At 48.3% G+C, this 23,384-nt stretch carries 26 protein-coding genes and 2 pseudogenes; 20 read left to right on the forward strand and 8 right to left on the reverse strand.

Translation table 11 applies throughout. The annotated features are described in order from the left end of the window. Both Q0198_RS04730 and Q0198_RS04735 read left to right on the forward strand, forming a co-directional pair. Positions 1-220: DUF4878 domain-containing protein (locus tag Q0198_RS04730; RefSeq protein WP_297895597.1), on the forward strand; the 220-nt coding region annotated here is incomplete at its 5' end. Then, positions 202-810 carry a YiiX/YebB-like N1pC/P60 family cysteine hydrolase gene (locus Q0198_RS04735; RefSeq protein WP_297895600.1) on the forward strand — a complete coding sequence of 203 codons (609 nt, stop codon included), beginning with the start codon at positions 202-204 and terminating at the stop codon, positions 808-810. The genes Q0198_RS04730 and Q0198_RS04735, both read left to right, overlap by 19 nt. 394 nt (positions 811-1,204) lie before the next feature. On the opposite strand, the gene nusA is transcribed toward Q0198_RS04735, so the two are convergent. Then, positions 1,205-2,332 (reverse strand): transcription termination factor NusA, encoded by a 1,128-nt coding sequence (nusA, locus tag Q0198_RS04740; protein ID WP_297895603.1) that lies wholly within the window; start codon positions 2,330-2,332, stop codon positions 1,205-1,207. 157 nt (positions 2,333-2,489) lie between these two features. Here nusA and Q0198_RS04745 point away from each other — a divergent pair, with 157 nt between their 5' ends. Genes Q0198_RS04745 through Q0198_RS04760 form a run of 4 tightly spaced genes read left to right on the forward strand, consistent with a single transcriptional unit; the run spans position 2,490 to position 5,460 of the window. Further along, a complete protein-coding gene (locus Q0198_RS04745; RefSeq protein ID WP_005870077.1) occupies positions 2,490-2,732 on the forward strand; it encodes an HP0268 family nuclease in 243 nt (80 codons plus the stop codon). Further along, positions 2,729-4,024 carry a tRNA (N6-isopentenyl adenosine(37)-C2)-methylthiotransferase MiaB gene (miaB, locus tag Q0198_RS04750; protein WP_297895606.1) on the forward strand — a complete coding sequence of 432 codons (1,296 nt, stop codon included), beginning with the start codon at positions 2,729-2,731 and terminating at the stop codon, positions 4,022-4,024. The genes Q0198_RS04745 and miaB overlap by 4 nt, the downstream gene beginning before the upstream one ends. Next, entirely contained in the window at positions 4,005-4,658 is a 654-nt protein-coding gene (locus tag Q0198_RS04755) for a lysophospholipid acyltransferase family protein (RefSeq protein WP_297895607.1), read from the forward strand. The genes miaB and Q0198_RS04755 overlap by 20 nt, the downstream gene beginning before the upstream one ends. A 46-nt stretch (positions 4,659-4,704) precedes the next feature. Next, positions 4,705-5,460, forward strand: coding sequence for a hypothetical protein (locus Q0198_RS04760; protein WP_297895608.1), 756 nt, complete (start codon positions 4,705-4,707; stop codon positions 5,458-5,460). A 228-nt stretch (positions 5,461-5,688) separates the two neighbouring features. On the opposite strand, the gene Q0198_RS04765 is transcribed toward Q0198_RS04760, so the two are convergent. From Q0198_RS04765 to panC, 5 genes and pseudogenes are all read right to left on the reverse strand, one after another. After that, positions 5,689-6,345, reverse strand: a complete 657-nt coding sequence (locus tag Q0198_RS04765) for a metallophosphoesterase (RefSeq protein ID WP_297895609.1) — start codon at positions 6,343-6,345, stop codon at positions 5,689-5,691. Next, the gene (tilS, locus tag Q0198_RS04770) at positions 6,342-7,328 is read right to left on the reverse strand and encodes a tRNA lysidine(34) synthetase TilS (protein WP_297895612.1); all 987 of its coding nucleotides are present in this window, start codon (positions 7,326-7,328) and stop codon (positions 6,342-6,344) included. The genes Q0198_RS04765 and tilS overlap by 4 nt, the downstream gene beginning before the upstream one ends. Position 7,329: 1 nt before the next feature. After that, positions 7,330-8,043: pseudogene (locus tag Q0198_RS10935) on the reverse strand (radical SAM protein); the annotation flags it as partial. 198 nt (positions 8,044-8,241) lie between these two features. Then, positions 8,242-8,832: pseudogene (locus Q0198_RS10940) on the reverse strand (radical SAM protein); the annotation flags it as partial. Position 8,833: 1 nt separating this feature from the next. After that, a complete protein-coding gene (panC, locus tag Q0198_RS04780; RefSeq protein WP_297895617.1) occupies positions 8,834-9,655 on the reverse strand; it encodes a pantoate--beta-alanine ligase in 822 nt (273 codons plus the stop codon). Between the two features lie 165 nt (positions 9,656-9,820). Here panC and Q0198_RS04785 point away from each other — a divergent pair, with 165 nt between their 5' ends. The 5 genes from Q0198_RS04785 (at position 9,821) to Q0198_RS04805 (ending at position 12,576) form a co-directional block, all read left to right on the forward strand. Beyond that, positions 9,821-10,120 (forward strand): DUF883 domain-containing protein, encoded by a 300-nt coding sequence (locus Q0198_RS04785; protein ID WP_291935598.1) that lies wholly within the window; start codon positions 9,821-9,823, stop codon positions 10,118-10,120. Between the two features lie 259 nt (positions 10,121-10,379). Then, the gene (locus tag Q0198_RS04790; protein WP_297895620.1) at positions 10,380-10,616 is read left to right on the forward strand and encodes a hypothetical protein; all 237 of its coding nucleotides are present in this window, start codon (positions 10,380-10,382) and stop codon (positions 10,614-10,616) included. Between the two features lie 58 nt (positions 10,617-10,674). Further along, complete coding sequence (gene prfB / locus Q0198_RS04795; protein ID WP_297895623.1) at positions 10,675-11,772, forward strand: peptide chain release factor 2; 1,098 nt, start codon at positions 10,675-10,677, stop codon at positions 11,770-11,772. 20 nt (positions 11,773-11,792) lie between these two features. Continuing rightward, positions 11,793-12,128 (forward strand): hypothetical protein, encoded by a 336-nt coding sequence (locus tag Q0198_RS04800; protein WP_005870061.1) that lies wholly within the window; start codon positions 11,793-11,795, stop codon positions 12,126-12,128. A 10-nt stretch (positions 12,129-12,138) separates the two neighbouring features. Further along, a complete protein-coding gene (locus Q0198_RS04805; protein WP_297883328.1) occupies positions 12,139-12,576 on the forward strand; it encodes a hypothetical protein in 438 nt (145 codons plus the stop codon). 175 nt (positions 12,577-12,751) lie between these two features. On the opposite strand, the gene Q0198_RS04810 is transcribed toward Q0198_RS04805, so the two are convergent. Beyond that, entirely contained in the window at positions 12,752-13,789 is a 1,038-nt protein-coding gene (locus Q0198_RS04810; RefSeq protein WP_297895625.1) for a hypothetical protein, read from the reverse strand. Between the two features lie 21 nt (positions 13,790-13,810). Beyond that, positions 13,811-16,657 carry an excinuclease ABC subunit UvrA gene (gene uvrA, locus Q0198_RS04815; protein ID WP_297895627.1) on the reverse strand — a complete coding sequence of 949 codons (2,847 nt, stop codon included), beginning with the start codon at positions 16,655-16,657 and terminating at the stop codon, positions 13,811-13,813. A 74-nt stretch (positions 16,658-16,731) separates the two neighbouring features. Between uvrA and Q0198_RS04820 the strand changes: the two genes are divergently transcribed. The 9 genes from Q0198_RS04820 to Q0198_RS04860 all read left to right on the forward strand — a co-directional run. Then, positions 16,732-17,799, forward strand: coding sequence for a hypothetical protein (locus Q0198_RS04820; RefSeq protein WP_297895634.1), 1,068 nt, complete (start codon positions 16,732-16,734; stop codon positions 17,797-17,799). 104 nt (positions 17,800-17,903) lie between these two features. After that, positions 17,904-18,308, forward strand: coding sequence for a hypothetical protein (locus tag Q0198_RS04825; RefSeq protein ID WP_297895637.1), 405 nt, complete (start codon positions 17,904-17,906; stop codon positions 18,306-18,308). 2 nt (positions 18,309-18,310) lie between these two features. After that, complete coding sequence (locus Q0198_RS04830) at positions 18,311-18,448, forward strand: hypothetical protein (protein WP_297895639.1); 138 nt, start codon at positions 18,311-18,313, stop codon at positions 18,446-18,448. Between the two features lie 73 nt (positions 18,449-18,521). Continuing rightward, on the forward strand, positions 18,522-19,781 hold the full coding sequence (locus Q0198_RS04835; RefSeq protein ID WP_297895642.1) for a spore photoproduct lyase family protein: 1,260 nt from the start codon (positions 18,522-18,524) through the stop codon (positions 19,779-19,781). A gap of 42 nt (positions 19,782-19,823) precedes the next feature. Next, entirely contained in the window at positions 19,824-20,150 is a 327-nt protein-coding gene (locus tag Q0198_RS04840) for a hypothetical protein (protein ID WP_297895644.1), read from the forward strand. After that, a complete protein-coding gene (locus Q0198_RS04845; RefSeq protein ID WP_297895646.1) occupies positions 20,147-20,815 on the forward strand; it encodes an SDR family oxidoreductase in 669 nt (222 codons plus the stop codon). The genes Q0198_RS04840 and Q0198_RS04845 overlap by 4 nt, the downstream gene beginning before the upstream one ends. Beyond that, on the forward strand, positions 20,802-21,323 hold the full coding sequence (locus tag Q0198_RS04850) for a hypothetical protein (protein WP_297895649.1): 522 nt from the start codon (positions 20,802-20,804) through the stop codon (positions 21,321-21,323). Before Q0198_RS04845 ends, Q0198_RS04850 begins: the two co-directional genes overlap by 14 nt. Next, positions 21,310-22,248: a hypothetical protein gene (locus Q0198_RS04855; protein WP_297895650.1), complete on the forward strand. Its 939-nt coding sequence runs from the start codon at positions 21,310-21,312 to the stop codon at positions 22,246-22,248. Before Q0198_RS04850 ends, Q0198_RS04855 begins: the two co-directional genes overlap by 14 nt. Before the next feature lie 100 nt (positions 22,249-22,348). Next, a partial coding sequence (locus Q0198_RS04860; RefSeq protein ID WP_297895653.1) for a hypothetical protein occupies positions 22,349-23,384 on the forward strand: 1,036 nt, incomplete at its 3' end.

The raw sequence follows: 23,384 nt of genomic DNA on the forward strand, positions 1-23,384 counted from the left end.
CTCTATGCAGATGATAAACGGCAAACTGATGCAAATGGCGGGTGCCGGCAAGGAGGAGGCCTCCAAGCGCGGCGGGCTAAAGAGCATCTCGGGCGAACTGCAAAATAGCGACGAGAAATCGGCGCTCGTGAAAGTCGCCGTGTCTTTTAAAAACGGCACAAACCGCACCGAGAGCGTTAAACTCGTCAAAAAAGACGGCAAATGGAAGGTTGCGCTTTAGCCAAAAAGCTTCTAGTTTGTCTGATCTTCGCTCTAGGCGGGCTCGGCGAGCTTTGGACGCTCACGCGCGCGCCTACGGCAAAAGAGCCGCTGTGGGTGCCGGATGAAATTTTATCAAATCTACGCACGGGCGATCTCGTCTTTCGCATGGGCGACGTCACCGACAGCCGCATAATCGCAACCGCAACGAATTTTAAATACTCGCACGTAGGCATGATCGTGCGGGAACGCCCGCTTTTGGTAGTGCACGCCGTAACGGGCGAGGGCGAGCGAGACGGCGTCGCAGCTGTTTCGATGCAGGAGTTTTTGGCGCATGCGCGAGACTTCGGCGCGGCGCGGATAAATTTTTTAAGTGAGGAGCAAAAGGCGCGCCTAGCCGCCTCTTTACTTAAGCGCGTCGGCGAGGGTTTTACGCTAAGACCTCGCGGCGAAGCGAACCTCTACTGCACGACGCTACTTGAGCAGGAAATTTCAAAAATCACGGAATTTTCGCCGCAGTATTTTAAGCTAAGCTTAGCCGTCCTGGGCGGCGAATACCTCGCGCCGAAAGCATTTTGGCACTACGGCGGCGTTGAAATTTTATACGAGTGATAGGCACGACCTAGCTTGGGTTGGAATTTTGCGCGCCGTGTAAATTTAAAATATCGCGTCAATTTAAATCCGCACATGAATAAAATTTGATCTTAAAATTCCGTGCCGTAAAATTTCGGTCAGAATTTGCTTTGACGCTAAATTTTAAAATTCCGCGCTCGATAAAATTTTATATTAGAATTCCGCAGAGCGTCAAATTTACAAATTTCGCTAGCTACCGAATTCGCAAAATTACCGCTAGCTTCAAATTTTGCACATTCTACACGCAAAACAAAATTCCGCCTTGCTGCAGAATTTTCAAAACACGAAATTTACAATTCGTAAAATCCCAAAAGAATAAAATTTTATAAAAAGCGTAACTTACAAAATTTCAAAAAGCGAGGCGCGCGAGCTTTTACAGCTCGCCGAAAAGCGCTTCGAGATTTTTAAGACCTTCTTCCTTGGATACCTTTTTCTCACTCGCCGAGCCAGTTTCGATAAGCTCGATCTCGCAGCCGCACAGCATCGAGGCGAGTCGGATATTTAGGCCGTTTTTGCCGATCGCTTTACTTTTTTGATCGGGGTTTACATAGACGATCGCCTTGCCGTCCTGCGCTATTTTGACCGAGTTTACGATCGCGGGCGCCATCGCACGAGTGATCAAAATTTCGGGGCTTGCGGAGTATTCAAACGCGTCGATGCTCTCGCCGCCGCTTCCGTCTTGCAAATTTTTGCTTAAAAATCTACTTACCGCGTCGATGCGAGCGCCTCCTTTGCCGACGGTGGCGCCTACCGGATCGACGTTTGGCGAGACGGCGCTAAGCGCGATCTTGGCTCGCCTGCCGGGGATTCTGGCGCAGGCTTGGATGATGACGCTGCCGTCTTTGATCTCTGGGACTTCGGCGGCGAGTAGGGCTTCTAGAAATTTCGGGCTGGTGCGCGAAAGTTCTAGCCTGATGCCGTGAGATTTGTCGATCGCTACGTTTTTGATGACGGCTTGCAGCACGTCGCCCACTTTGAAATTCTCGCCCTTGATGCGGTTTTTAAGTGGCATGAAAGCCTTCGTATCCTCGATCTCTACGTAGGTCGTGCCGTCGTGATCGATCTTAGTGACCGTGCCGTGGGTGAGAGTGCCTACCTTGCTTTTATAGTTTTCAAAAATTTTCTCTTCGAGCAGTCGCTGGATATGAAAATTTAGCTCTCTAGCCAGCACGCCGGAAGCCGTGCGACCGAGGTTTTCGATATTTATTTCGTAGCTTAACTCATCGCCGATCTCTGCGTTTTCGCCTATTTTTTTGGCTTCGCTCAGCGCGATGAAGTTGTGATCATCGAGCCGCTCATCATCATCTGCGACGACGTGGACCTTTTGGTAGAGCTTGACGCGTTTGGTCTGCGGATCGACTTCGCTGTCGTAGAGATACTCCTCGCCGAAAAGTCTTTTTGCGGTCTGGATGAACGCCGTTTTGACGCGCTCTTTGACGTCCGCGGGCTCAAGCCCCTTTTCATTTGCAATCGACTCGATGATGTCGGTGATTTTTTCCATAAATTTTCCTTAAGATTTGATTTCGTGCTACTAAATTTGGATTTTAAATTTTGAAGTGCGGTATTATATGGAATTTTGACTTTATTTTTATTTAAACGAATTATTATCTAAATTTCGCTAAACTCGCGGGTTTAAAACATAAATGAAAGGATAGATCATGCAGCTAAAACTTGCCAGAACGGAGCTTGCCTCTAAGCCAAAAAGCGTTAAGATCGAGGATTTGCAAGCCCAAGTAGAAAAGAGCGGACAAAAAATATTTTATCTGGATAGAGAAAATTCTCAAAAAGATTTAGCCGCTTTGGTGGATTTTTTCGATACTAAGGGTTTTAGCGTGTATCAGCGCATAGTGCGATACGGGCTGAACGAAAACGAGTATATGTACGAGGTACATATCCTTTGAGTAAACTCCTCTTCATCCAGACCCTAGGTTGTGCGATGAACGTGCGCGATAGCGAGCATATTATCGCGCAGCTAAAAGAGCAAGATTACGAGATTACCGATAACATTAGCATTGCCGATCTGATTTTAATAAACACATGTTCCGTGCGCGAAAAGCCAGTGCATAAGCTTTTCAGCGAGATCGGAGCTTTTGATAAAGCGCGAAAAAGAGGCTCTAAAATCGGCGTTTGCGGCTGCACCGCAAGCCATCTGGGCGGAGAGATTTTTAAGCGCGCACCATTCGTGGATTTCGTACTCGGCGCCAGAAACGTATCTAAAATTTCGCAAGCCGTACGTACGCCAAAATTTATCAGCACGGACATAAACTACGACGAGAGCGAGTTTGCCTTCGGCGATTTTGCGAGCTCTCCATATAAATCCTTCATAAACATAATGATCGGTTGCGACAAAAAGTGCTCCTACTGCATCGTGCCGCAGACTAGAGGCGATGAAATTTCAATCCCCGCTCAAATCATCTTGCGCGAAGCCGAAAGATCCGCCGCTCGCGGCGCCAAAGAGATATTTTTGCTCGGACAAAACGTCAATAATTATGGCAAGCGCTTTTCTAGCGCGCACGAAAAAATCGACTTCAGCGACCTGCTCGTGCGGCTTAGCGAGATAGAGGGCATCGAGCGCATCCGCTTTACTAGCCCGCATCCGCTGCATATGGACGATAAATTTTTAGACATTTTTTGCAATAATCCTAAAATTTGTAAATCGATACATATGCCACTGCAAAGCGGCTCCAGCAAGGTTTTGCGCGATATGAAGCGCGGATATACCAAGCAGTGGTATCTGGACCGCGCGCTTAAACTGCGCCAAAGCTGCTCGGGCGTAGCGATCAGCACCGACATCATCGTGGGCTATCCAAGCGAGAGCGAGGAGGATTTTGCCGAGACGATGGAGGTGTTAGAAGCGGTGAGATTCGAGCAGGTTTTTTCCTTTAAATTTAGCCCGAGACCGCTCACGCCGGCAGCAAATTTAAAGCCGCTGGATGATGAAATTTCAAGCGAAAGGCTAAGCAGGCTACAAAGCGCTCACGCTAAAATTTTAGACGAGATCGCAGGAGCGCAAAAAGATAAAATTTTCGACGTGTATTTCGAGGAGCTGCGAGAGGGCGGTACCGCGTGCGGTAGAAGCTTTTCAAATTTTCTAATCTGCGCGCAAGGCGGCGAGGAGCTACTAGGCAAAACGCGCAGAGTACGTGTCGAAAAGACCGCCAGAATGGCGCTTTATGGAAAAGTTATCGCTTAAAAAGCGGCTGTTTTTCCGCATCGCCGAATATCTCATTTTTATCCTGATTTGGTGTATTTTTTTAACGTGCAGGGTTAAATTTACCCCCGCTAAGCTGCCCGAAAAGCCCTGCATCGTCGTGTTTTGGCACGGAAGGCTAGCGATGATGAGCTTTGCTTATAGGCGCTGGTGGCTGCGGGATTTCGGCAGCAAAAGGCGCGCCAAGGTTATCATCAGCGATCACAAAGACGGCGAGATCATCACGCGCGTGATCTCGCATTTCGGTATCGGCGCGATCCGCGGCAGTAGCTTTAAGGGCGGCGCGCGAGCCCTTATGGGTGCGATCAAAGAGATAAAAAACGGCACCGACGTCATCATCACTCCCGACGGCCCGCGCGGCCCGCTTCACAGCGTCGCCGACGGTGCCGTGATCCTTGCGCAGCGGCTAAGCCTAGGTATTTACGCGCTAAATTACGAAGCGAGCAGTTTTTGGAAATTTCATAGCTGGGACGAGATGGTATTGCCAAAGCCCTTTTCGCGCATAAATTACAGCCTCAGCGCGCCGCTAAATTTAGAAGGACTTGACCTTGAAAAGGGCAAAGAGGCGATTAGGCAACTGCTTTTTGCAAGCGCCGAGAAGGACGTTAAATTTTAGTTTGAAATAATAGTGTTTCGATATAATTGCAATTTTAGGAGAAAAAATGGCACTATTTAAAGCAAAATCATTCCTCGGCGTCGCTAAAAGTGCTGACGCATGCGAGTTTTTTTATAGAAAATTGGGCTTTGGTAAAAGAATTTTGGATGAGAAATCCGATCGCTTTCCCATCGCGCAAGAAAACGATCTGGCTACCTCGCTGGCAGGCTTTGCGGATCTGAGTGATAAAAATTTAATCTCTTGTGTGTTGATAGACGACGAAAATCAAAGGGTGCATTTTAACGAAGATTATATGATTAAAGAAAATAGTATTTATCAAAAAGTCGATGATAGTTTCATAGTGGAATTTCCTCGCGCAAGTGCACAGGCGGCGGATGAGACTTTTGGAATAGAATTTAGCTCGCACGCTAGTTTATTTAAAATTTTATACTTCTTGTTAAAAAATCAAAGCGATTTTGAAAATATGGCGATGTTCGCGCTGAAATTTAATAACCGCGCATGTTTCGTCGTTGCCAACCAAGAACGCGTGCTCTACGCCGATATAATGCGTATCGACGAGGAGATGCAGGCAGCGATGAGCGATACTGACGAGCTATTTTACGAGCTTTTAAATTTTCAGATCGAGACCTTCTATAAATCCGAAAATAGCGAGTTTCTCACTAATGTTTTCATCTACTCAGACGGCACACTTAGCAACGAGATCGGCTACGTGATTTTCACGCGTATCTTCATCAAAACAAATCTGATAAATCTAAATTTCGCCGATTACATCAACAAAATCGCGATGCTGGAAGCCCGCTAGATCAAATATTTCGCTCCGCACCGAGGCGGAATTTTAAAATTTTATCTTTGCAATTGCGCTTGCTTGATACGATTTAGTTGCCTGTTTGCGCCGCATTTTATTAAATTTTATCTCGCGTTACATAATGGAATTTTGACTAGGTAAAATCAATCCGTATTTAGACGGCTTGCTTAAATTTAAGCTTTTTTGCCGCAAAAGGTCCGTCTTACGCCGTAAATTTTATCTTTTTCACGAATCACGATTAATTTTGCGTAAAAAATTTTCTATCAAAGCCCGCCTTTGCTCCACGTCGTCGTTCTCGCTAATGCCCTCTAGCTCACTTGCGTGATGAGCCTTGGGCGGGATATCTTTCAGATACGACCACACCTCATCCTCGCTTAAAATTTTGCCGTGCAGATCAAAGCCCACGTTTAGCGCCCTGCCCGAAACTTCAGCCATATCTGCGTGCAGGTGACCGTAGAGCATCAGCGCGCCATAATGGCAGTTTGCCCACTCGATCATCGGGTAGTGAGATAGAGCCGCTCTCTTATGCGATAGGCGCACAAAGGCGTAGCCCACGATCTGCTCAAACATAAAATTACCGTCCGCCTTGTGCTGGCTTAACAGCTCGTTTTTCATCGCAGCGATGCGCCCATCGTGGTTGCCGAGCACTAAAAAATGTCGCCCGTTTAGCCTGCCAAGTAACTCGCAAGTGTGCGCAAAATCCTTGTGAAAGGACACGTCGCCAAGATTATAGACGAGATCCTCGGGCGTAACGAGCGCATTCCAAGTGGCGATGAGATTTTCATCCATCTCAGCCACGTTCGCGCCTTTTCTAAAATTCGGATATTTTTTCAGCACCAGCTCGTGACCGAAGTGCAGATCGGAGGTAAAATAAACGCTCACAAAAGCTCCTTAAATAGCGCAAGATCCGCGCCCGAAGCAAACAAAAATCCGCGGTTTATCGGCGGGATTTTTAAGGTGCGGCACGCTTCTTTAAATTTCTTTTCCATCGTCGCTTTGATATATGGCGTCACAAAAATAAAATTTTTGCCAGCTCCGATGGCTACCTTGCCGCCGAGCACGCAGTCGGCGCCGTTTTCTAGGCAGCGAGCGCATTCGTTTCGCTGTGCCGAGCTTAGCACGAGTCCTAGCCTCTTGCAGGTAAGACCCACGCCGCGAATCTCGTTTGTACCGCGTTTTACGAGGTAAATTTTAGGCGCAGGATTAGAAATCTCGGGAGTTAAGCTTAACGCGTCAGCCGCCAAAAACTCAAAGCTTTTTTTCACACCGCCAAAGTATTCGTTTAAAAACGGCTCGCTAAATTTCGCGCGAACAAATCCGCGTTTAAACCGGGCCGTTAAATTCGTCTCGTCGGTGAAGTATTTTAGATTTCGCCCCTGCAAAAACCGCTCCAGCTCGCACTTTCGCACGCCTAGAAGCGGACGAGCGATCACGTAGTCATCGCGGGGCTCAAGCTCTTGCATGCCTAGCAGCTCGCTAAGCCCCGCGCCACGCCCAAGCTGCATCAAAAACCACTCGAATTTATCATCAAACTGATGCGCCAAGATCAAATTTTCATAGCCCCGCTCGCGGCAAATCTCGGCGAAAAACTCGTATCTGGCCGCACGCGCCTCGTGCTCGAAATTTGACGCGCCCAGTCGCACGCTTTTTACGTAGATTTGTTTGTTAAATTTGGCTGCGAGCTGCTGCGCCGAATCGACTTCGTCCTTGCTCTGCGAGCGGACGTTATAGTCCACGATCGCAAGGTCAAATTTCACGCCAGCCTCGTCCAGAAGGTAAAAAAGCGCCGTGCTATCGACGCCGTGCGAAAATGCAAGCAGATTTCGACCCGATTTTAGCTTGCGTAAAACGGGCGCGCTTAGCATTTTACGCCTTTGCCGTGATCTTACCCAGCGCCTGGCTGCCCGCCACCTGTGTGATCTCACACCAGTAGCGACCGCCGGTCTCTAGCTGCTCCACGTCGCTTTCGTTGATCAAAATTTCGCCGTCGATGTCCTTGTCCCAGAGTGCCTTTTTTGCGGCATAAAACATTTCGCCCTCGCTGCTTTCGCCCTCAAGCGAGACGATAAATTTTTGCCCTAGCTCCTGCGCGAAGCTCGCCTCGATCGCGGCGCGAGTGATCTTTTCGATTTTACTTAGGCGCTTTGAGATGATTTTAGCGGGCACCTGCTCCATTTCATACGAGAGCGTGTCCTCCTCTTTCGAATATGCAAACGCCGAAACGCGGTCAAATTTAAACTCCTGGAAAAACGCGCAAAGCTCGTCAAATTCAGCTTCACCCTCGCCTGGGTGTCCGACGATGACGCCCGTTCGTAAAAATGCGCCCGGCGCACTTCGCATTAAATTTAAAAGCTCTTTGATCCGCGCCGCGCTCGCGCCGCGCTTCATCAGGCTTAGCATTTTGTCGTTTATGTGCTGAATCGGCATGTCGAAGTAATTTGCGAAAACGGGTGAGTCCACGATCGTGCGGATGAGTCGCTCGTCGGTGCTGGTAGGGTAGAGATACAGCACGCGCGCTACCTTGACGCCTCTAATTTTTTCGATGCGTTTTATCAGTGCGACTAGATCTATATCCTGCTCGTGGACTCTTTCGTCGTCTGCACTCTCGCCGCCAGAGCCCTTACCGCAGGCGAGCCCACTTTGAGCGGAAATCTTATCTCCCGCGCTGCCGCTTGAGCCATCGGAATTCTGCCCGTCGCGAAAGCCCGTAAAATTTAACTCGCCTTCGGAGCCTTTAAAATTTGATCTGCCCTTGTTGCCGCGTCTTAGATCGCGACCGAAGCTGCTGGAATCTTGCGCTATAAAGCTAAAATCGTAAAATCCGCGCGCTACCAAACTGCGTACCTCCGCTTCGATGTCCTCGATACTGCGGCTTTTTAGGCGACCTTTGAAGCTCGGAATGGCGCAGAAAGAGCATTTTTGATTACAGCCCTCTGAAATTTTGATGTAGGCGTGGTAGTTTGAGCCCGTTATCACGCGCGAAGAGGTAAGCGTGGAACTTTGCAGATAGGTTTGCGGGCTGAATAAATTCTGCTTTTTTAAAATCATCTCATCGATTTTATCGTAGTCGCCAACGCCGCTGAAAATATCGACCTCGGGCAGCTCGCGCATGAGCTCATCCTTGTAGCGCTGCATCAGACAGCCCGTGACGACCAGCAGCGCGCCGCTTTTTTTCTGCTCGCTAAGTTTCAAAATCGTGCGGATACTCTCCTGCTTGGCGCTTGCTATGAAACCGCAGGTATTTACGATCATTACGTCCGCACTCGCAGGCTCATCCGTGAGCTCGTAGTTTTGCAAGCGCCCAAGCATGATCTCGGAATCAACTAAATTCTTATTGCAGCCTAGAGAAACGAGATGGAGTTTTGCCATTTTACAGCCAGATATTATCGATCAGGCGGGTTGTGCCGACCTTTGCGGCAAGCAGGATTATCGTATCGCCTTGCTTGATCTGTGAAATTTCATTAAATTTATAATCCACGAACGCTATATAATCGACTGCCAGCGGCTCAAGCACGCTAAGCATCTTTTCGCGGATGATATTTAGGCTGATCTCGCCTTTTTTAATAAGCGAGCTGGCGTTTAGCAAGGAGCGCGAAAGCTTAAGCGCCATAAGCTTTCCCTCCTCATCCAAATAGGCGTTGCGCGAGCTAAGCGCGAGCCCATCGCTCTCGCGCACGATCTCACAAGGGATGATACTTATAGGCATAAAAAAGCTCTTTACCATCTTCTGCACGATGAAAAGCTGCTGGGTGTCCTTTTTGCCCATATAAACGTTGCTAGGACGAGTTAGATTAAAAAGCTTATTTAGCACCTTAAGTACGCCGTCGAAGTGCCCGGGGCGCGTTTTACCTTCCAAAATTTCACTTATCGGCTTAGGCGCTATGATCGCTGGCTCCTCCGTGCCGTAAATTTCATCCGCGCTCGGGATAAAAAGCGCGTTTACATCGAGGCTTTCGCAAATTTTAATATCGCCCGCTTCGTTTTTTGGGTAGCTATTTAGATCCTCGCCGGGCAAAAACTGCGCCGGATTGAGGAATGCGGAGACGATTACGATGTCGTTTTCGTTCCGCGCTCTTTTTATGAGGCTCGCATGCCCCGCGTGCAAAGCTCCCATCGTAGGTACGAAGCCCACGCTGCCGCTTGTCGTCGCTCTGAAGCTTTTTAGCTCCTCTACGCTTCTAATGATCTGCATTGTTCTCTCTTTTCAATATAAAATATTAAGGTTGGTAATTATATCAAAAAATATTAAAGGTATAAATTAAGCGCGAAAGGGTGGTCTATTTAGCGAGCGTTAATCAATAAGTACTAAAATCTACCACGAGCTTTAGCTCTAAAATAAACTTCAAAAGGAGCGAAAATGGCTACTCAAGAGACAAATTTAGATTCTTTGAAAAAAGATATCGACTCTTTAAAAGCGGATTTTAAAGAGATTATGAAGTCTATCAAAAACATAGGCGCAGAGCGTGCGGAGTCTGCTAAAGATAAAATTCTAGATCAGCTAAATAGCAATGAGATCAAAAAATATATAGATGATCTAAGGCTTAAAGGCAAAGACGGCATAGAAAGCGTAAATGATACGATAAAACAAGACCCGATAAAAAGCGTTGCTATCGCTGCGGGCGTCGGGTTTTTGCTCGCTTGGTTGCTGAAAAAATAATGGCCGGCATATCTGAATTTATAGTTTCGGTAGTAGAGCTCGTAGACGCTCAAGCTAGCGATATTAGGCGCTCTTTTTTAAAGAGCGCCAACTCGGTTTTACTAAACATAATTACGGGCGTAATTTGCATTATAGGCTTAGTTTTCTTTTTGCTGGGGCTGCACGCGCTTCTTGAAAAAACTATCGGAGAAATTTGGGCGTATTTTGCCTGCTCCATTGCGGCTTTTTTATGTTCCATTATCGTGTATAAGGTACTTTCGTGCAAAGCGAAATGACAAAAGAGAAGCTAAGACTAGTGGTGTCTATGCTTGAAGACAAAAAAGCCGATTGCAAAAAGTTGAAGCTAGAAGAAGCAAAGCTAAAACTGCTACTGAACGACCCTTTGCCCGATCTCTCTACGGAGCTTAAACTGATTAATCACGGTAATATTAAGCAGGTTTTGATATCCCTAATAGATAAATGCTTAATAATGCCCGCCTTAAATAAAATTTTATAAACAACCTTAATCCAAAATATGTTATAATCACGCCAAAAGCATAAAAAGGTCTTAAATTTTGGATAATTACGAATACACGGAACTTTTAAAAACCCTAAATACTAAAGTCGAAAATATTGCAGGCGTCGTAAAACCGGAGAACATCAAAGCGCGCCTAAAAGAGATCGAGGAGCTTGAAAATGATCAAAATCTCTGGCAGGACGTCGCAAAAGCAGGCGCCATCGGCAAGGAAAAAACTAAAATTTCAAATATCTTAAATAAATTTCTAAATGCTAAAAATGCCGTAGATGACGCGAAGGGCTTATATGAGCTGGCAAACTCGGAAAACGACGAAGAGACGATAAACTCGCTTTTTGCCGAAGCGGACGAGCTAGAGGACAAGATCATAAATTTAGAAATTTCTATGATGCTTAGCGGCGAAAATGACGATAAAAACGCTATCGTCAGTATCCATCCGGGCGCGGGCGGTACGGAGAGTAACGACTGGGCGAGTATGCTTTACCGCATGTATCTGCGCTTTTGCGAGCGAGAGGGCTTTAAGATAGAAGTTTTGGACTTTCAAGAGGGCGAGGAAGCAGGTCTTAAAGATGTCAGCTTCATCGTGCGCGGCGAGAACGCCTACGGATATCTAAAAGCCGAAAACGGCATCCACCGCTTGGTGCGCGTTAGCCCATTCGATAGTGCGGGGCGCAGACACACAAGCTTTTCAAGCGTGATGGTAAGCCCCGAGCTAAATGATGATATCGAGATAAATATCGAAGAGAAGGATATTCGTGTCGATGTGTTTCGCGCAAGCGGCGCAGGCGGGCAGCATATCAATAAAACCGAAAGCGCCGTGCGTATCACGCACATCCCGACGGGCATCGTAGTAAACTGCCAAAACGACAGAAGCCAGCACAAAAACAAAGAAACGGCGATGAAGGTGCTAAAGTCGCGCCTTTACGAGCTTGAGCTGATGAAACAGCGCGAAAAGGACGAAAACGTGCCTAAAAGCGAGATAGGCTGGGGGCATCAGATCCGCTCCTACGTGCTTTTCCCGTATCAGCAGGTTAAGGACAACCGCAGCGGCGAGGCGTATAGCCAAACCGATGCGATTTTAGACGGCGATATAAAAAGCATAATCGAAGGCGTTTTGATTTCACAAGCGAACAAATAAATTTTTTTGAAAGGATGAGAATGAGTGAAGATGGAATTTTGCTAGCGCTAGGATATAGCGTAAACGACGCGACGGTCGCGCAGCTGCGAGGAATTTTATCGAAGTGCGATTTTGAGGATAACGAGCTCGATCGCATCGTGGGGTTGAACGATAAGCTTAAAATTTACGGTGCGCATGTGGCGATGTCGAATTCAAACCCATATTTTAAGATCAAAAACGACGCTACAAATGAGGAGCGCAAGACCGCTGCGGAGGAGATTATCCGCTCTTGGTCGGAAAAATTTAAGCTCAAGCTACAAAAGGTCGCGGGCAAAGAGACCTATTACGTTTTAGGTCGCCAAATTTCAAAAAATTAAGGAGCAAAATATGAAAAAAATTCTAGCTTTGATCGCCGCTGGAGTATTTTTGGCAGGCTGCGTTAGCAACGCACCAAAGAGCGCAGTCGATGCGCCAAAGAGCGGCAAATATTCCTTTGCCGACGTTCAAGACGGTATCCGTGCGATGAACTTACAAGGCAGCGTCGTGCAAAGCGATGCGTGCAAAAACGGCAATGGCGCAATGTGTCTAAATTTTGCGGATTCTATGTATTCCAAGCGCGACTATGCTTCCGCCGCCAATGCCTACAACGCCGCATGCACGCTCTCTCAAAATTTCCCTGCTTGCCAGAAGCTCGCAGCGATGTTTGAAAAGGGCGAGGGCGTAGAGCAGAATAAATTCAACGCCATTGATCTATACCGTATCTCGTGCTATTACGGCTACAAGGACGCGTGCGCAAATATGCGCCGCTTAGGATATAACGGCTAAAGCTTTGGGATTTAAATTTTAAAATTCTATTTTAGATTTACTCGCTACGAATTAGCTGCTTTCAAATTCCATTCCGCCGTATCGCGGGATGGAATTTGTTGCATGAAATTCTGTTATCTAGCCGCAATGGCTAAAATTTTCCTTGCCTTCTCAATTTGCTCCATAGCGTTCTCCTTTAAAATTTAAATTTTCTAAATTCTATCTTTTCGTTGAAAATCGACATCGTGCGAGCTAGATTGCTTATATCTTTTTGCATCGTCTGCATAAAATAATCACGCAGCTGCACATACTCCTCTTTATTTGCCATCAAAATATTTAGTATCTCGACCTCGGCGTTTTCCTTATAAAGCACGAGCTGATCGTGAAGACCGAAAAAGCCGAGGCTGCCGTTAAGTAGATGCATATAGGCTTTGGTGGTTAAAATGGAAAAGCAAAAAGTAAAAATTATCGCCACGCCGTTGATCGGCTCTCCCGTCGCAAGCCAACCGAGCAAAAACCAAAGAACAAGAAAGACCTTTATATAAATAGGTATTTTTTGCTTCCAGCTCCATCTCCAATCAAAGCTTAAAGCCATAGCGCCGATTGTATTTATCTCGAACGTTTTACGAATCTTATTTTTATTGTAATATAAAATTTTATCGTTATAAAACACAAAGTATGCACCGTCTCTATTTATAAAATTTGTTACGAATATTACCAAGACCAAAGGAAGGAGGCGAAACATTTTAATGTTTATGGGATTTACGATAGTGGCAAATGCAAGCGCTATTAACAAGCCTACCATAGTAGGAATTATAGAGTACTTCATATAGTCATAATAAGTATGATCTTTGATGATTAACGGATATTTGTCGTAATCTCTGGCTTTGGAATTTTGCTGCAAAGAGTCGCTATCATCCAAGATAAAATTTTGCGGCTCTGCGTTGTTTTCATAGGCAGAATTCTGATCCGCTTTGGCTTCTAATTCGGCTTTTAAATTTAAAGCGCCAGGATTGGAATTTAGGGTTTCAGAATTTGAAGCTTCGGAATTTGGAGCCCTAGAATTCAGGGGTTCAGAATTCAGGATTTCAAAATTCGAGGCTTCAGAATTCTGAGTTTCAAAATTCGTGACTTTAAAATTTTCGCCGTTAGAATTTTGTTCCAAGCCGCGCTTCGGCTCTTGATGTCGCTTTTGTAGTAGCCTTTTTAATTCCTCAAGCCTGCTTTGATCCATTCTTGCCCCCGATAAGGCGTTTTAACCTCGCTTATTTCTGCTCGTGCTTTTCATCTGTGCTAGCTCCTGCGCCAAAAATTCTCCCGTGTAGCTACCGGTCTTTTTAAAATCCTTCGCAAGCTTTTCTGGGGTGCCGCAAGCGACGATCCGTCCGCCGCCCTCGCCGCCTTCGGGCCCCATATCGATGATGTAATCGCAGTTTTTGATGACGTCCAGATTGTGCTCGATTACGAAGACGGAATTTCCCAGATCGACCAAATGATGCAGCACCGCTACCAGGCGATCTACGTCTGCAAAATGCAGCCCCGTCGTAGGTTCGTCCAGGATATATAGCGTATTGCCCGTATCGGTACGGCTTAGCTCCTTGGCGAGCTTGACGCGCTGTGCCTCGCCGCCGCTAAGCGTCGTGGCGGGTTGACCTAGCGAAACATAGCCGAGTCCGACGTCCGCGAGCGTCTTTAGCTTTTGATAAATTTTAGGCACGGCTTTGAAAAATTCGAGCGCTTCGTCGATACTCATCGCCAAAACGTCGGCTATGCTTTTGTTTTTGTATAAAATTTCAAGTGTCTGCGCGTTGTATCTCGTGCCGTGGCAAACGTCGCAGACAACGCTGATATCGGGTAGGAAGTGCATCTCGATCGTGATCTCGCCCTCGCCCGCGCATTTTTCGCAGCGCCCGCCTTTGACGTTGAAGCTAAAGCGACCGATCTTGTATCCGCGCAGCTGCGCTTCCTTCGTCGCGGCAAAAAGCGCGCGGATCTCGTCCATCACCCCCGTGTAGGTCGCGGGATTGCTGCGCGGGGTGCGTCCGATCGGAGTTTGATCCAGATAGATCACTTTATCCAGGCTCTCAAGCCCGGAAATTTTAGCGCCCTTTACCGCGTGTACTTTCCTAGCGCGATTTAGCTCCTCAAGCGCCGTCGGCAGGATGGTTTGCAGCACCAAGGAGCTCTTGCCGCTGCCGCTAACGCCCGTGATGCCGACTAAATTTCGCAGCGGAAATTTTGCGCAAAGACCGTGGATATTATTGATATTTACGTTTTTGATACTTAGCCAAAGCTCCTGCTTGCGGTGCTTTTGGTAGTTTATCTCCTTTTGGTTATTCAGATACAGCGCGGTTTGCGTATTGCTTTTAAGTAGATGCGCGACATCTCCTGCGAATACGACCTCACCGCCTAGATTGCCAGCCCCCGGGCCGATATCTACGACGAAGTCCGCCGCCTCGATCGTTTTTTTATCGTGCTCGACGACGATTACGGAATTTCCCTTTTCTTGCAAGCTTCGCAGCGTCTTGATGAGCTTTTGCGTATCGCGCTCGTGAAGCCCGATGCTAGGCTCGTCGAGCACATACATCACACCGCTAAGACCCGAACCGATCTGGCTTGCGATACGGATGCGCTGCGCCTCGCCGCCGCTGATGGTTCGCGCATCGCGCCCCAGCGTGAGGTATCCAAGCCCCACGTCCTTTAAGAAAAATAGCCTCTCGTTGATCTCTTTTAGGATCGGCGCCGCGATCTGCGCGTCCTTTTCGCTTAAATTTGAAAACCGCTTCTCGTCGCTGAAAAATTCCACGCAGTCTGCGATACTCATATTTATCACATCGCCGATGCCTTTCCCTGCGACCTTTACGGCTAGACTTTCTGGGCGCAGGCGCAACCCGCCGCAGTCAGGGCAAATTTTTTCGCTCATATAATCGTCCAGATCGCTTTCGTTTTTGAGCAGATCGTAGGCGTATTTGATCGCGCCCTCAAATTTACGCACGAGCTTATGCTTTTTCCAGTAGAAATCGATCTCTTTGACGCTGCCGTAGAGGATCAGCTTTTTTTGCTCCTCGCTTAAGTTTGCATACGGGATTTTGACATTTATTCCGTTTGCTTCGCAAAATCCGAGCAAAAATTTATAATAATAGCTCTTGTTGAAGCCCGACATCACCTTGATCGCGCCGCCCTCGATCGAGGCGTTTTCGTTGATGATCTTGCCTAGATCGAGGCTAAATTTTATCCCCAGCCCGTCGCAGCTCTCGCACGCGCCCTTTGGAGAGTTGAAGCTAAACGCGAGCGGCTCGAGCGGCTTGAATGAAATTTTACAATCAAAGCACGCCATATGCTCGCTGTAGTGGATCAGGCTCTGCGCAAGCCCCAGCTCGGCGGCGTTTGCGATCTCCACCTCAAGCTCGCCGAAGCTGAGCTTGAGCGCCTTTTCGACATCACTTGCGATACGGATGGAATTTTCCTCGTCTATGGTCGTGCGGTCGATGATGACCTTGATCGAGTGCTTTTTCGTCTTGCTTAGCTCAATCTCCTCGTCCAGCCGCACCAGCACGCCGTCGATCTGAGCGCGCACGTAGCCCTGCTCGCGCAAGCTTTGCAACATATCGGCGAAGCTGCCCTTTTTCTCGCGCACCAAGGGCGCGCCCAGGATCACCTTCGCACCGTGCGGCAGCTTCATAATCTCGGCGATGATGTCGCTGGAGCTCATCTTTGAGATCGGTTTGCCGCATTTGTGGCAGTGCTGCACCCCCACGCGCGCATATAAGAGGCGCAGATAGTCATAAATTTCGGTAATCGTGCCCACCGTCGAGCGCGGGTTTTTCGACGTCGTTTTTTGATCGATCGCGATCGCAGGAGTCAGACCGTCGATCTTATCAACGTCGGGCTTGCCTACGCGGTCTAAAAACTGCCTCGCGTAGCTGCTTAGGCTCTCGACGTATCTACGCTGCCCCTCGGCATATAGCGTATCAAACGCCAGCGTACTCTTGCCGCTGCCGCTAAGACCTGTAAAAACGACGAGTTTGTCCTTTGGAATTTGCAAATTTATATTTTTCAGATTGTGCTCGCGCGCGCCCGTGATGGTGATGAGATCGTTCATTTTCGCCCTTTTGTGCAAATTAATCTTACATTATAGCTCAAATTGTTAAAATTGCGCTTTTGGAAGGGGCGGCGATGATACTAATCTGCACGGCTTTGCGCTGCGAAGCCCAAGCGATAATCGAGAGTTTTAAACTTACTCGCAGCGGCGATCTATTCGCAGGCGAGCAGATGCTTTTATATATCTGCGGCGTGAGGTTTGGGGCTAAATTTAAAGCGGGCGCGGAATTTGTTCGTCGCGCCGATGCGAACGCGGAATTCGGGCGCGAGCTTCGCAAGGATCGGCGCGGCGCGGATCTAAAATTTGAGCATCGTTTGGACGCGGGTGCGCTCTGCGGCGGCGATGCAGAGGTCGGTTCTGCGCAAAATGCGACTGAAAATTTTGAAATTTTAAATTTTGGCTCCGCGCAGAATTCAGAGCGCTTCGGTGAAATTTTACTTTCGCGGCGCGTGGACTTTACGCTAAACATAGGCGTCTGCGGCTGCGAGGATAAAGGCGTGCAAATCGGCGAGACATTTTATTTTGACGGCACGGCGGCGCAGGAATTTTACGGCGAGGACGGATCAAAATTTTATCGCTCGCAGGTTGGGAGACACAGCGCGCAGGCTCCGAAATTTCAAAACGTTTGCGAGCGGGAATTTTGCGGCGCGAGTTTGAACGGCAAGCTGCTGGCAAATTTAATCTGCGTGAGCGAGCCTAAAATTTTAAACGCAGCGGAGCAGACCGATGAGGCAAATATCGAAGAAATCGAGGCGTGCGGAGAGATAAACGCACAAACCCCAACGCAAGGAACGAACGGTGCGGCAGATATAAAAAATTTCATGCGAGGCGCGTCTCAGACTGCGGCACAAAGTGCGACGGGCGGACGCAACGACGCGACGAATACCGCAGCGCGCGCAATACAAAATACGCCGTGCACGGCAAAAGACGCTACTTGCGGGCTAGAAAATCGCGACATCAGGCTTTACGATATGGAGAGCTCGCTTTTCGTGGGTGCTTGCGAGCGCGCGGGCGTGCCATGGGCGATGATGAAGATCGTAAGCGATCATCTGCGCGGCGAGCGGCTTTGTAAAAGCTTCGTCTATGAGCTCGTAAAGGCGCGCCTGCCGCAAATCCGCGCCGCGATAAAGAGCAAAATTTAACTATGGATGCGTGCGCAAAAAACCGAGCCGAGGGATGAAATTTTGGCTTCATACGCCAAATACGTTGCGAAATTTGAAGGTATTGCAAAGTCGCAGGAGAAACGATGAAAATAAAAGGCTCTTATCTGTATTTTGCCCTCTTGGCGTGCGCATGCATCGCGGTTTGTGCGTATGCCGCGGCAGATCTGTTCGCGGATCCGCCCTTGTTGGTCTTTTTAGCCCTTTTGCTCGCATTTGCCTGTATCGGGCTATGGCTAAAAGACGCTCTAATAGGCGTGCGCTACCTATTTTACTGCGTCTGCGTGCAGCTACTCTTTGCAGCGGTCATTTTCGCCGCCCTTAAATTCCCCGCCATGGCGCAGTTTGTGCGCAGTGCCGAGATAGGCGTGGGCGGTGCGGGCATACCGCTAGGTACCGCTCTGCTCGTGCTGCCCGCGTTTTTCTGCGCCCTGCCGTATTACTACCGAACGGGCGTCAAAAAAATCTTAGCCTGCCGAAAGACTGCGTGATTTTGACCTCGTATTACTACCGAACGGGCGTCAAAAAAATCCCGCAAAAGTTCGCACTCGGCGGAATTTTGATCCTAAACGTCGCTATTACGCTAGCTTATGCCTTCTATTTCGAGCGACTATTCTGCGGCACGATCTGAAATTTCAACGATTTTTAGTGACGGTGCGCGAAATTTAAGTATAATTTGCAAAATTTAAACGAAGCGGAGCAAGATGACGGAGGCAAAAAAGGAGCCAGGCGCGCAGTTTGGCGTGAATCTGGGCGAGCGATCGAGCGCGTTTTTGGGCGCGCTATTTGATAAATTTCACTTTTCATTTCAGCAACGAAAGCAGCTAGCGGAGTTTGCGAGCGATTTTGAGGCGTGGGACGAGGCGCCAATTTATGAGCTGCTTACAAGCGAGCGGTGCGAGCTAAATTTTAATAATGCCAAAAAAGTCCAAAGCGGCGAGCAAATTTTTAATTTCGTGCGCGAAGCCTGGCTGGAGCTTAAGTCGCGCCCGCACTCGTACGCGAGCTTCAAAAGCGATTACGCGCCGAAAAAATTTGAAATTTCATCCTTTCGCGCAGACCGTATCGCTTTGGGCCGCTGTCCGGTGGCGAGCGAAAACACGCGCTGCTGCAATCTGCTGACGCTCGATGCGGTCAATTCGTGCGGCTTTGACTGCTCCTATTGCGCGATCGGCTCCTTTTACAAGCAGGGGAAAATCGGCTTTGACGAGAATTTCGCGGCAAATTTGGCGCGGCTGCGGCTCGATCCCGCGCGCAGCTACCACATCGGCACGGGGCAGAGCTCCGACTCGCTTATGTGGGGCGATCGCTTCGGCATTTTAAGTGCGCTATGTGACTTCGCGGCGCGGCATCAAAACGTGATTTTGGAGCTTAAAAGCAAGTCGAACAATATTAAGTTTTTCCTGCAGCGCGAGATCCCGCGCAACCTCATCGTTACCTTTTCGCTAAATACCCCCGCGATCATAGCGAACGAGGAGCATCTAAGCGCGAGCCTGGATGCGCGGCTAGCGGCAGCCGAAGCGCTCGCGGCGCGCGGCATTTTGGTGGGCTTTCACCTCCACCCGATGGTTTGGTATGAGGGATGGCGGAGTGATTACGGCGCGCTTTTTGAGCGGCTGCTACGCAGCTTCGATCCAAGCGGCGTCGCGATGGTCTCGCTCGGCACGCTTACTTTCATCAAGCCCGTCGTCAAGAAGCTGCGCTCGCGCGGGCTGCGGAGCAAAATTCTGCAGATGCCCCTTGCGGACGCGAACGGCAAGCTGTCCTACCCGCTGCAGATCAAACGCGAACTTTTTAAATTTGCCGCGGACGCGCTTTCGCCGTGGCGCGAGCGGGTGTTTTTATACCTCTGCATGGAGGATGCGAGCCTGTGGCGCGAGGTTTTGGGCTGCGAGTACGAAAGCAACGATACATTTGAGGAGGCGATGAAGGCGGCGTATTTTGCAAAGATACGGCAGCACTAGACGAACTGTTTGTCGCAAGCATCACAGCCCGTATCGGCTCGCATGCGGCGCCGAGAATACGGCGCGAAATTTGCAGCGAGCGAGCGGTTAAAATTTAACGGTGCACCCGGCTTTATAAAATTAAATTTTATAAATCGTGCGGGGCGGGCACAGCGAGCGGCGATAAAATTTTACAAAGCGGCGGCACAGCAAAACGTCCGCAGGCTAAATTTAAAATTTTACCCAGCGCAGGTCGGCGGTGCGGATTGTTTAAACCGCGCAAATTTGGCGGCAAATACAGCGGGTGATAAATTTAGCGCAGCGAAATTTGCTCGGCGCGCCAAGCTTAACGCGCCGAAAGGGCGTAAAAATTTAAAGGAGAAAAGATGAAAGCATTGATCACGGGCGCAAGCGGCGGTATCGGCAGCGCGGTTGCGGAGCTTTTGCGACAAAACGGCTATGAAATTTTAACGCTAGCCTCGCGCTTCGAGGATACGGACGCGCTGGCAAAAGAGTGCCGCGCTCTGGCTGCGGCGTGTGAGGTGGGCGCGCTGATTTTGTGCGCGGGTACGGCGAAATTTGCGCCGCTTGAGGCGATGAGCGAGAGCGAAATTTTAAAAATTTTAAACGTAAATCTCGCCGCAAACATCATCATCACGCGCACGCTTTTGCCAAATTTAAAGCGCAACCGCGCCCATATCATCGGCATCAGCTCGATCGAGGCGCTGCGAGCGAGCCGCTTTAGCGCGGTTTATAGCGCGAGCAAGGCGGGGCTGCGGGCGTTTCTGCTCTGCCTTTTCGAGGAGGCGCGCAAGCAGATCAGAGTAAGCTGCATCAACCCTGACATCACCAAAACGCCCTTTTACGAGGATTTGAGCTTCGAGCCTGCAGATGATGAGGCAAGCTTCGTGGATGCGGGGGAGATCGCAAATTTTACGCTACAAATTCTGCGCACGAAGTCCAACGTAAGCGAGTTTACGATCCGTCCGCAAATCGTAAATCTGCGGAAAAAATCAAAATTTTATCGCGAAGGAGGCGAGCTTGAAAATCGGTAAAAGTCATGTTTTTGTGCTAATTTTGGCGCTTATTATTATTTATGCCGCGTTCGTAAGCGGTAGCGGCGGGTATTGTAGCGCGAGAGAATTTTTTTCAGGCAGGCATGATGAGGAGGATGACGCCTGCATCGCTAAGCTGATAAAGCGAGCGGACGACGGAAATAGTTTTGCAGAAAGTAGGCTTAGATACCCAACTATGGAATATATCAAGCGAGTGTGCGAAAAGGGAGTAGAAAGCTTGGGTGAGCGAGAAAGATTTTATTTCGAGCGTTATAGCAAAGATCGTTGTAGCGCTTGGAGCTTTAAAACACCCAAATCAAAAGACGGCGAAGCAAATGCGACGAGTGGCGGCGGTAATTTAGCGCGAGGCGATACGAACGCGACTGACGGCGAGAGAAATTTAACGCGCGCCGAGGCAAATAACGGCGAAGCTGATACTACGGGCAGCAAGGTGGACAAGACGAAGCGCAAAGGAAATTCTACGGAAGAGCAAAATGCTGGGCGATGAAAATTTAGAAAAATTTTTCTCAAAAATCGACGCGACGGAGTTTGGAATTTCGGCGGGCTCAAAGTTCGCTTCAAAAAATCATAAACTTACAGGAAGCGCTAGAGATGGGAGCGGCGACAAGTCCTTAAAATCACAAGGCGGCGCGGAATTTTGCGGCGAACAGCCATATTTTAGCGGCGCGCAGCAAACTGAAATTTTAAAATTTAATGCCAAGCCGTCGCAGGCGCAGTTTGATGGCGAGCGAGCGCAGGCAAAGATCGAAAATTTCATGCGCGATCTGCTGCAAAACCACGTGCTTTGCGTAAGTGGCGCGGAATTCGCCTTCGCGGAGATCGAGGCGTATTTCACGGGCGCGGATCGTAACACCTACAAGCGCACGTCGCGGGCGGGCGAGATATTTTTTCACAATTTCGGCTTTGACATTTCGTTTCGCAGCGTCCCGCAAAGCGGCGGCGGGATTTTGGTGCGAAGCCTGCGCGTTCTAAGCGGTGCAGAGCTTTTGGCGGGAGGCTTACCGGATTCAACGGGCTGCTTACCCGGCTCGGCAGGCGGCTTGCACGGCTTGGCGGAGAGCGGTTCGTTTGGCCCCGCCGCCCCGCTCATACAAAACGGCGATTTTATCGCGGGTCCGCGCAAATGCATGGGTAAAATTTTAAATCTGCAAACGCGAAATTTAAAATTTTCTTTAAAGTATGCGCCGAAAATAGCGCGTGCAGCGGGCTTTAGCAACCGAATCCGACGAGGCGAGATCGTAAATGAAGCGAATTTCGGTACAAGCGCTAGCTGTGCGACGGGTACAGCGGCTGCAGCAAGGCTTGCAAACGAGCCGCGCAGGCTTACCAGCGAGGAGTTTGAAGCGTATCTGAGCGCGGGCTACACTGCCGCGAAAACATATAAAAAATCGCTGCAAAGATACGAGAGCTAAATTTTGATCAAACGGCGCGCAGCGGACGTGCGGTAAAATTTACTGAGCTTTAAGCGGCGGCGCTATAAAATGGCGCGTCCATCAAATTTAAAGGCGGCAAATGGATCAAAGCAGGCTAGATGAATTAAAAAAGCCACTACAAAAGCGACATCAAGAGCCGAAGCGAGGTTTGGAACAAAATTCTAACGGCGAAAATTTTAAAGTCCCGAATTCTGAAATCCAGAATTCCGAAGCCTCTAATTTTGAAGTTTCAAATTTCGAAGCTTCAAATTCTGAATCCCTGAATTCTAGAGCTACAAATTCTGAAGCTTTAAATTCTGAAACCCTAAATTCCGATCCTGACGCTTTAAATTTAGAAAGCGAAGCGGCTCTAAATTCTGTCTGTGAAAACAACGCAGAGTCACAAAATTTTATCTCGAATGACGGCGGCGCCTTGCGGGAAAATTACAAAACTAGAGATTACGATAAAGAGCCGATAATCATCAAAGACCATACTTATTACGAATTTATGATTTATCAATTTCCGGCGCTACTGGTAGGTTTTATTATATTTTTGACTTTTGCCACCATAGTAAATCCAGTTAGTCTTAAGACTTTTCGAATGCTTCCGTCTATATTGGTTTCATTGTTGACCGTAATTAGGGATAAAGACGGCATGTATTTTGAGTTTAAAAACGATAAAATTCTGTATTATTACAAAAACAAGATCCATAAAATTTTCGAATTAAATAGTATAGGTGCGATGATAATTAGCTTTGATTGCAGACACAGTATGCGGCAAAGGATAAATTGGTTTATAAAAATAGCACTACTTCTTTGGATTTTATTAATTTTTGCCGCCGATACATACGATATGACAATCGGTGAAAGCATAACTGATATATTGTGTATTTTTGTTTTAGCCGCATCAGGAATTTTCGGAGCAAAGGCTATTATGCACCTACGCAACGGCAGCCTTAGTTTTTTCGGTCTTCACGATCAGCTTGTGCTTTATAAAGAAAACGCTGAGGTCGAGATACTAAATATCTTGATGGCAAATAAAGAGGAGTATCTGCAGCTGAGAGATTATTTTATGCAGACGATGCAAAAAGATATAAGCAATCTTCAGCGCACGATGTCGATTTTTAACGAAAAGA

Origin of the sequence: uncultured Campylobacter sp. (assembly GCF_938045205.1) — a bacterium.
Classification (GTDB): domain Bacteria; phylum Campylobacterota; class Campylobacteria; order Campylobacterales; family Campylobacteraceae; genus Campylobacter_B.

What these genes read in the sequence shown, in the direction of transcription:
- Q0198_RS04755 (WP_297895607.1), top strand. Translation starts at nt 4,005, where the DNA reads ATGGAAAAGTTATCGCTTAAAAAGCGGCTGTTTTTCCGCATCGCCGAA.
- Q0198_RS04785 (WP_291935598.1), top strand. Translation starts at nt 9,821, where the DNA reads ATGGCTACTCAAGAGACAAATTTAGATTCTTTGAAAAAAGATATCGAC.
- Q0198_RS04840 (WP_297895644.1), top strand. Translation starts at nt 19,824, where the DNA reads ATGCGGCGCCGAGAATACGGCGCGAAATTTGCAGCGAGCGAGCGGTTA.
- Q0198_RS04810 (WP_297895625.1), bottom strand. Translation starts at nt 13,789, where the DNA reads ATGGATCAAAGCAGGCTTGAGGAATTAAAAAGGCTACTACAAAAGCGA.
- Q0198_RS04760 (WP_297895608.1), top strand. Translation starts at nt 4,705, where the DNA reads ATGGCACTATTTAAAGCAAAATCATTCCTCGGCGTCGCTAAAAGTGCT.
- tilS (WP_297895612.1), bottom strand. Translation starts at nt 7,328, where the DNA reads ATGCTAAGCGCGCCCGTTTTACGCAAGCTAAAATCGGGTCGAAATCTG.
- Q0198_RS04855 (WP_297895650.1), top strand. Translation starts at nt 21,310, where the DNA reads ATGCTGGGCGATGAAAATTTAGAAAAATTTTTCTCAAAAATCGACGCG.
- Q0198_RS04800 (WP_005870061.1), top strand. Translation starts at nt 11,793, where the DNA reads ATGAGTGAAGATGGAATTTTGCTAGCGCTAGGATATAGCGTAAACGAC.
- Q0198_RS04835 (WP_297895642.1), top strand. Translation starts at nt 18,522, where the DNA reads ATGACGGAGGCAAAAAAGGAGCCAGGCGCGCAGTTTGGCGTGAATCTG.
- Q0198_RS04820 (WP_297895634.1), top strand. Translation starts at nt 16,732, where the DNA reads ATGATACTAATCTGCACGGCTTTGCGCTGCGAAGCCCAAGCGATAATC.
- nusA (WP_297895603.1), bottom strand. Translation starts at nt 2,332, where the DNA reads ATGGAAAAAATCACCGACATCATCGAGTCGATTGCAAATGAAAAGGGG.
- Q0198_RS04735 (WP_297895600.1), top strand. Translation starts at nt 202, where the DNA reads ATGGAAGGTTGCGCTTTAGCCAAAAAGCTTCTAGTTTGTCTGATCTTC.
- Q0198_RS04745 (WP_005870077.1), top strand. Translation starts at nt 2,490, where the DNA reads ATGCAGCTAAAACTTGCCAGAACGGAGCTTGCCTCTAAGCCAAAAAGC.
- panC (WP_297895617.1), bottom strand. Translation starts at nt 9,655, where the DNA reads ATGCAGATCATTAGAAGCGTAGAGGAGCTAAAAAGCTTCAGAGCGACG.
- Q0198_RS04845 (WP_297895646.1), top strand. Translation starts at nt 20,147, where the DNA reads ATGAAAGCATTGATCACGGGCGCAAGCGGCGGTATCGGCAGCGCGGTT.
- Q0198_RS04825 (WP_297895637.1), top strand. Translation starts at nt 17,904, where the DNA reads ATGAAAATAAAAGGCTCTTATCTGTATTTTGCCCTCTTGGCGTGCGCA.
- Q0198_RS04805 (WP_297883328.1), top strand. Translation starts at nt 12,139, where the DNA reads ATGAAAAAAATTCTAGCTTTGATCGCCGCTGGAGTATTTTTGGCAGGC.
- uvrA (WP_297895627.1), bottom strand. Translation starts at nt 16,657, where the DNA reads ATGAACGATCTCATCACCATCACGGGCGCGCGCGAGCACAATCTGAAA.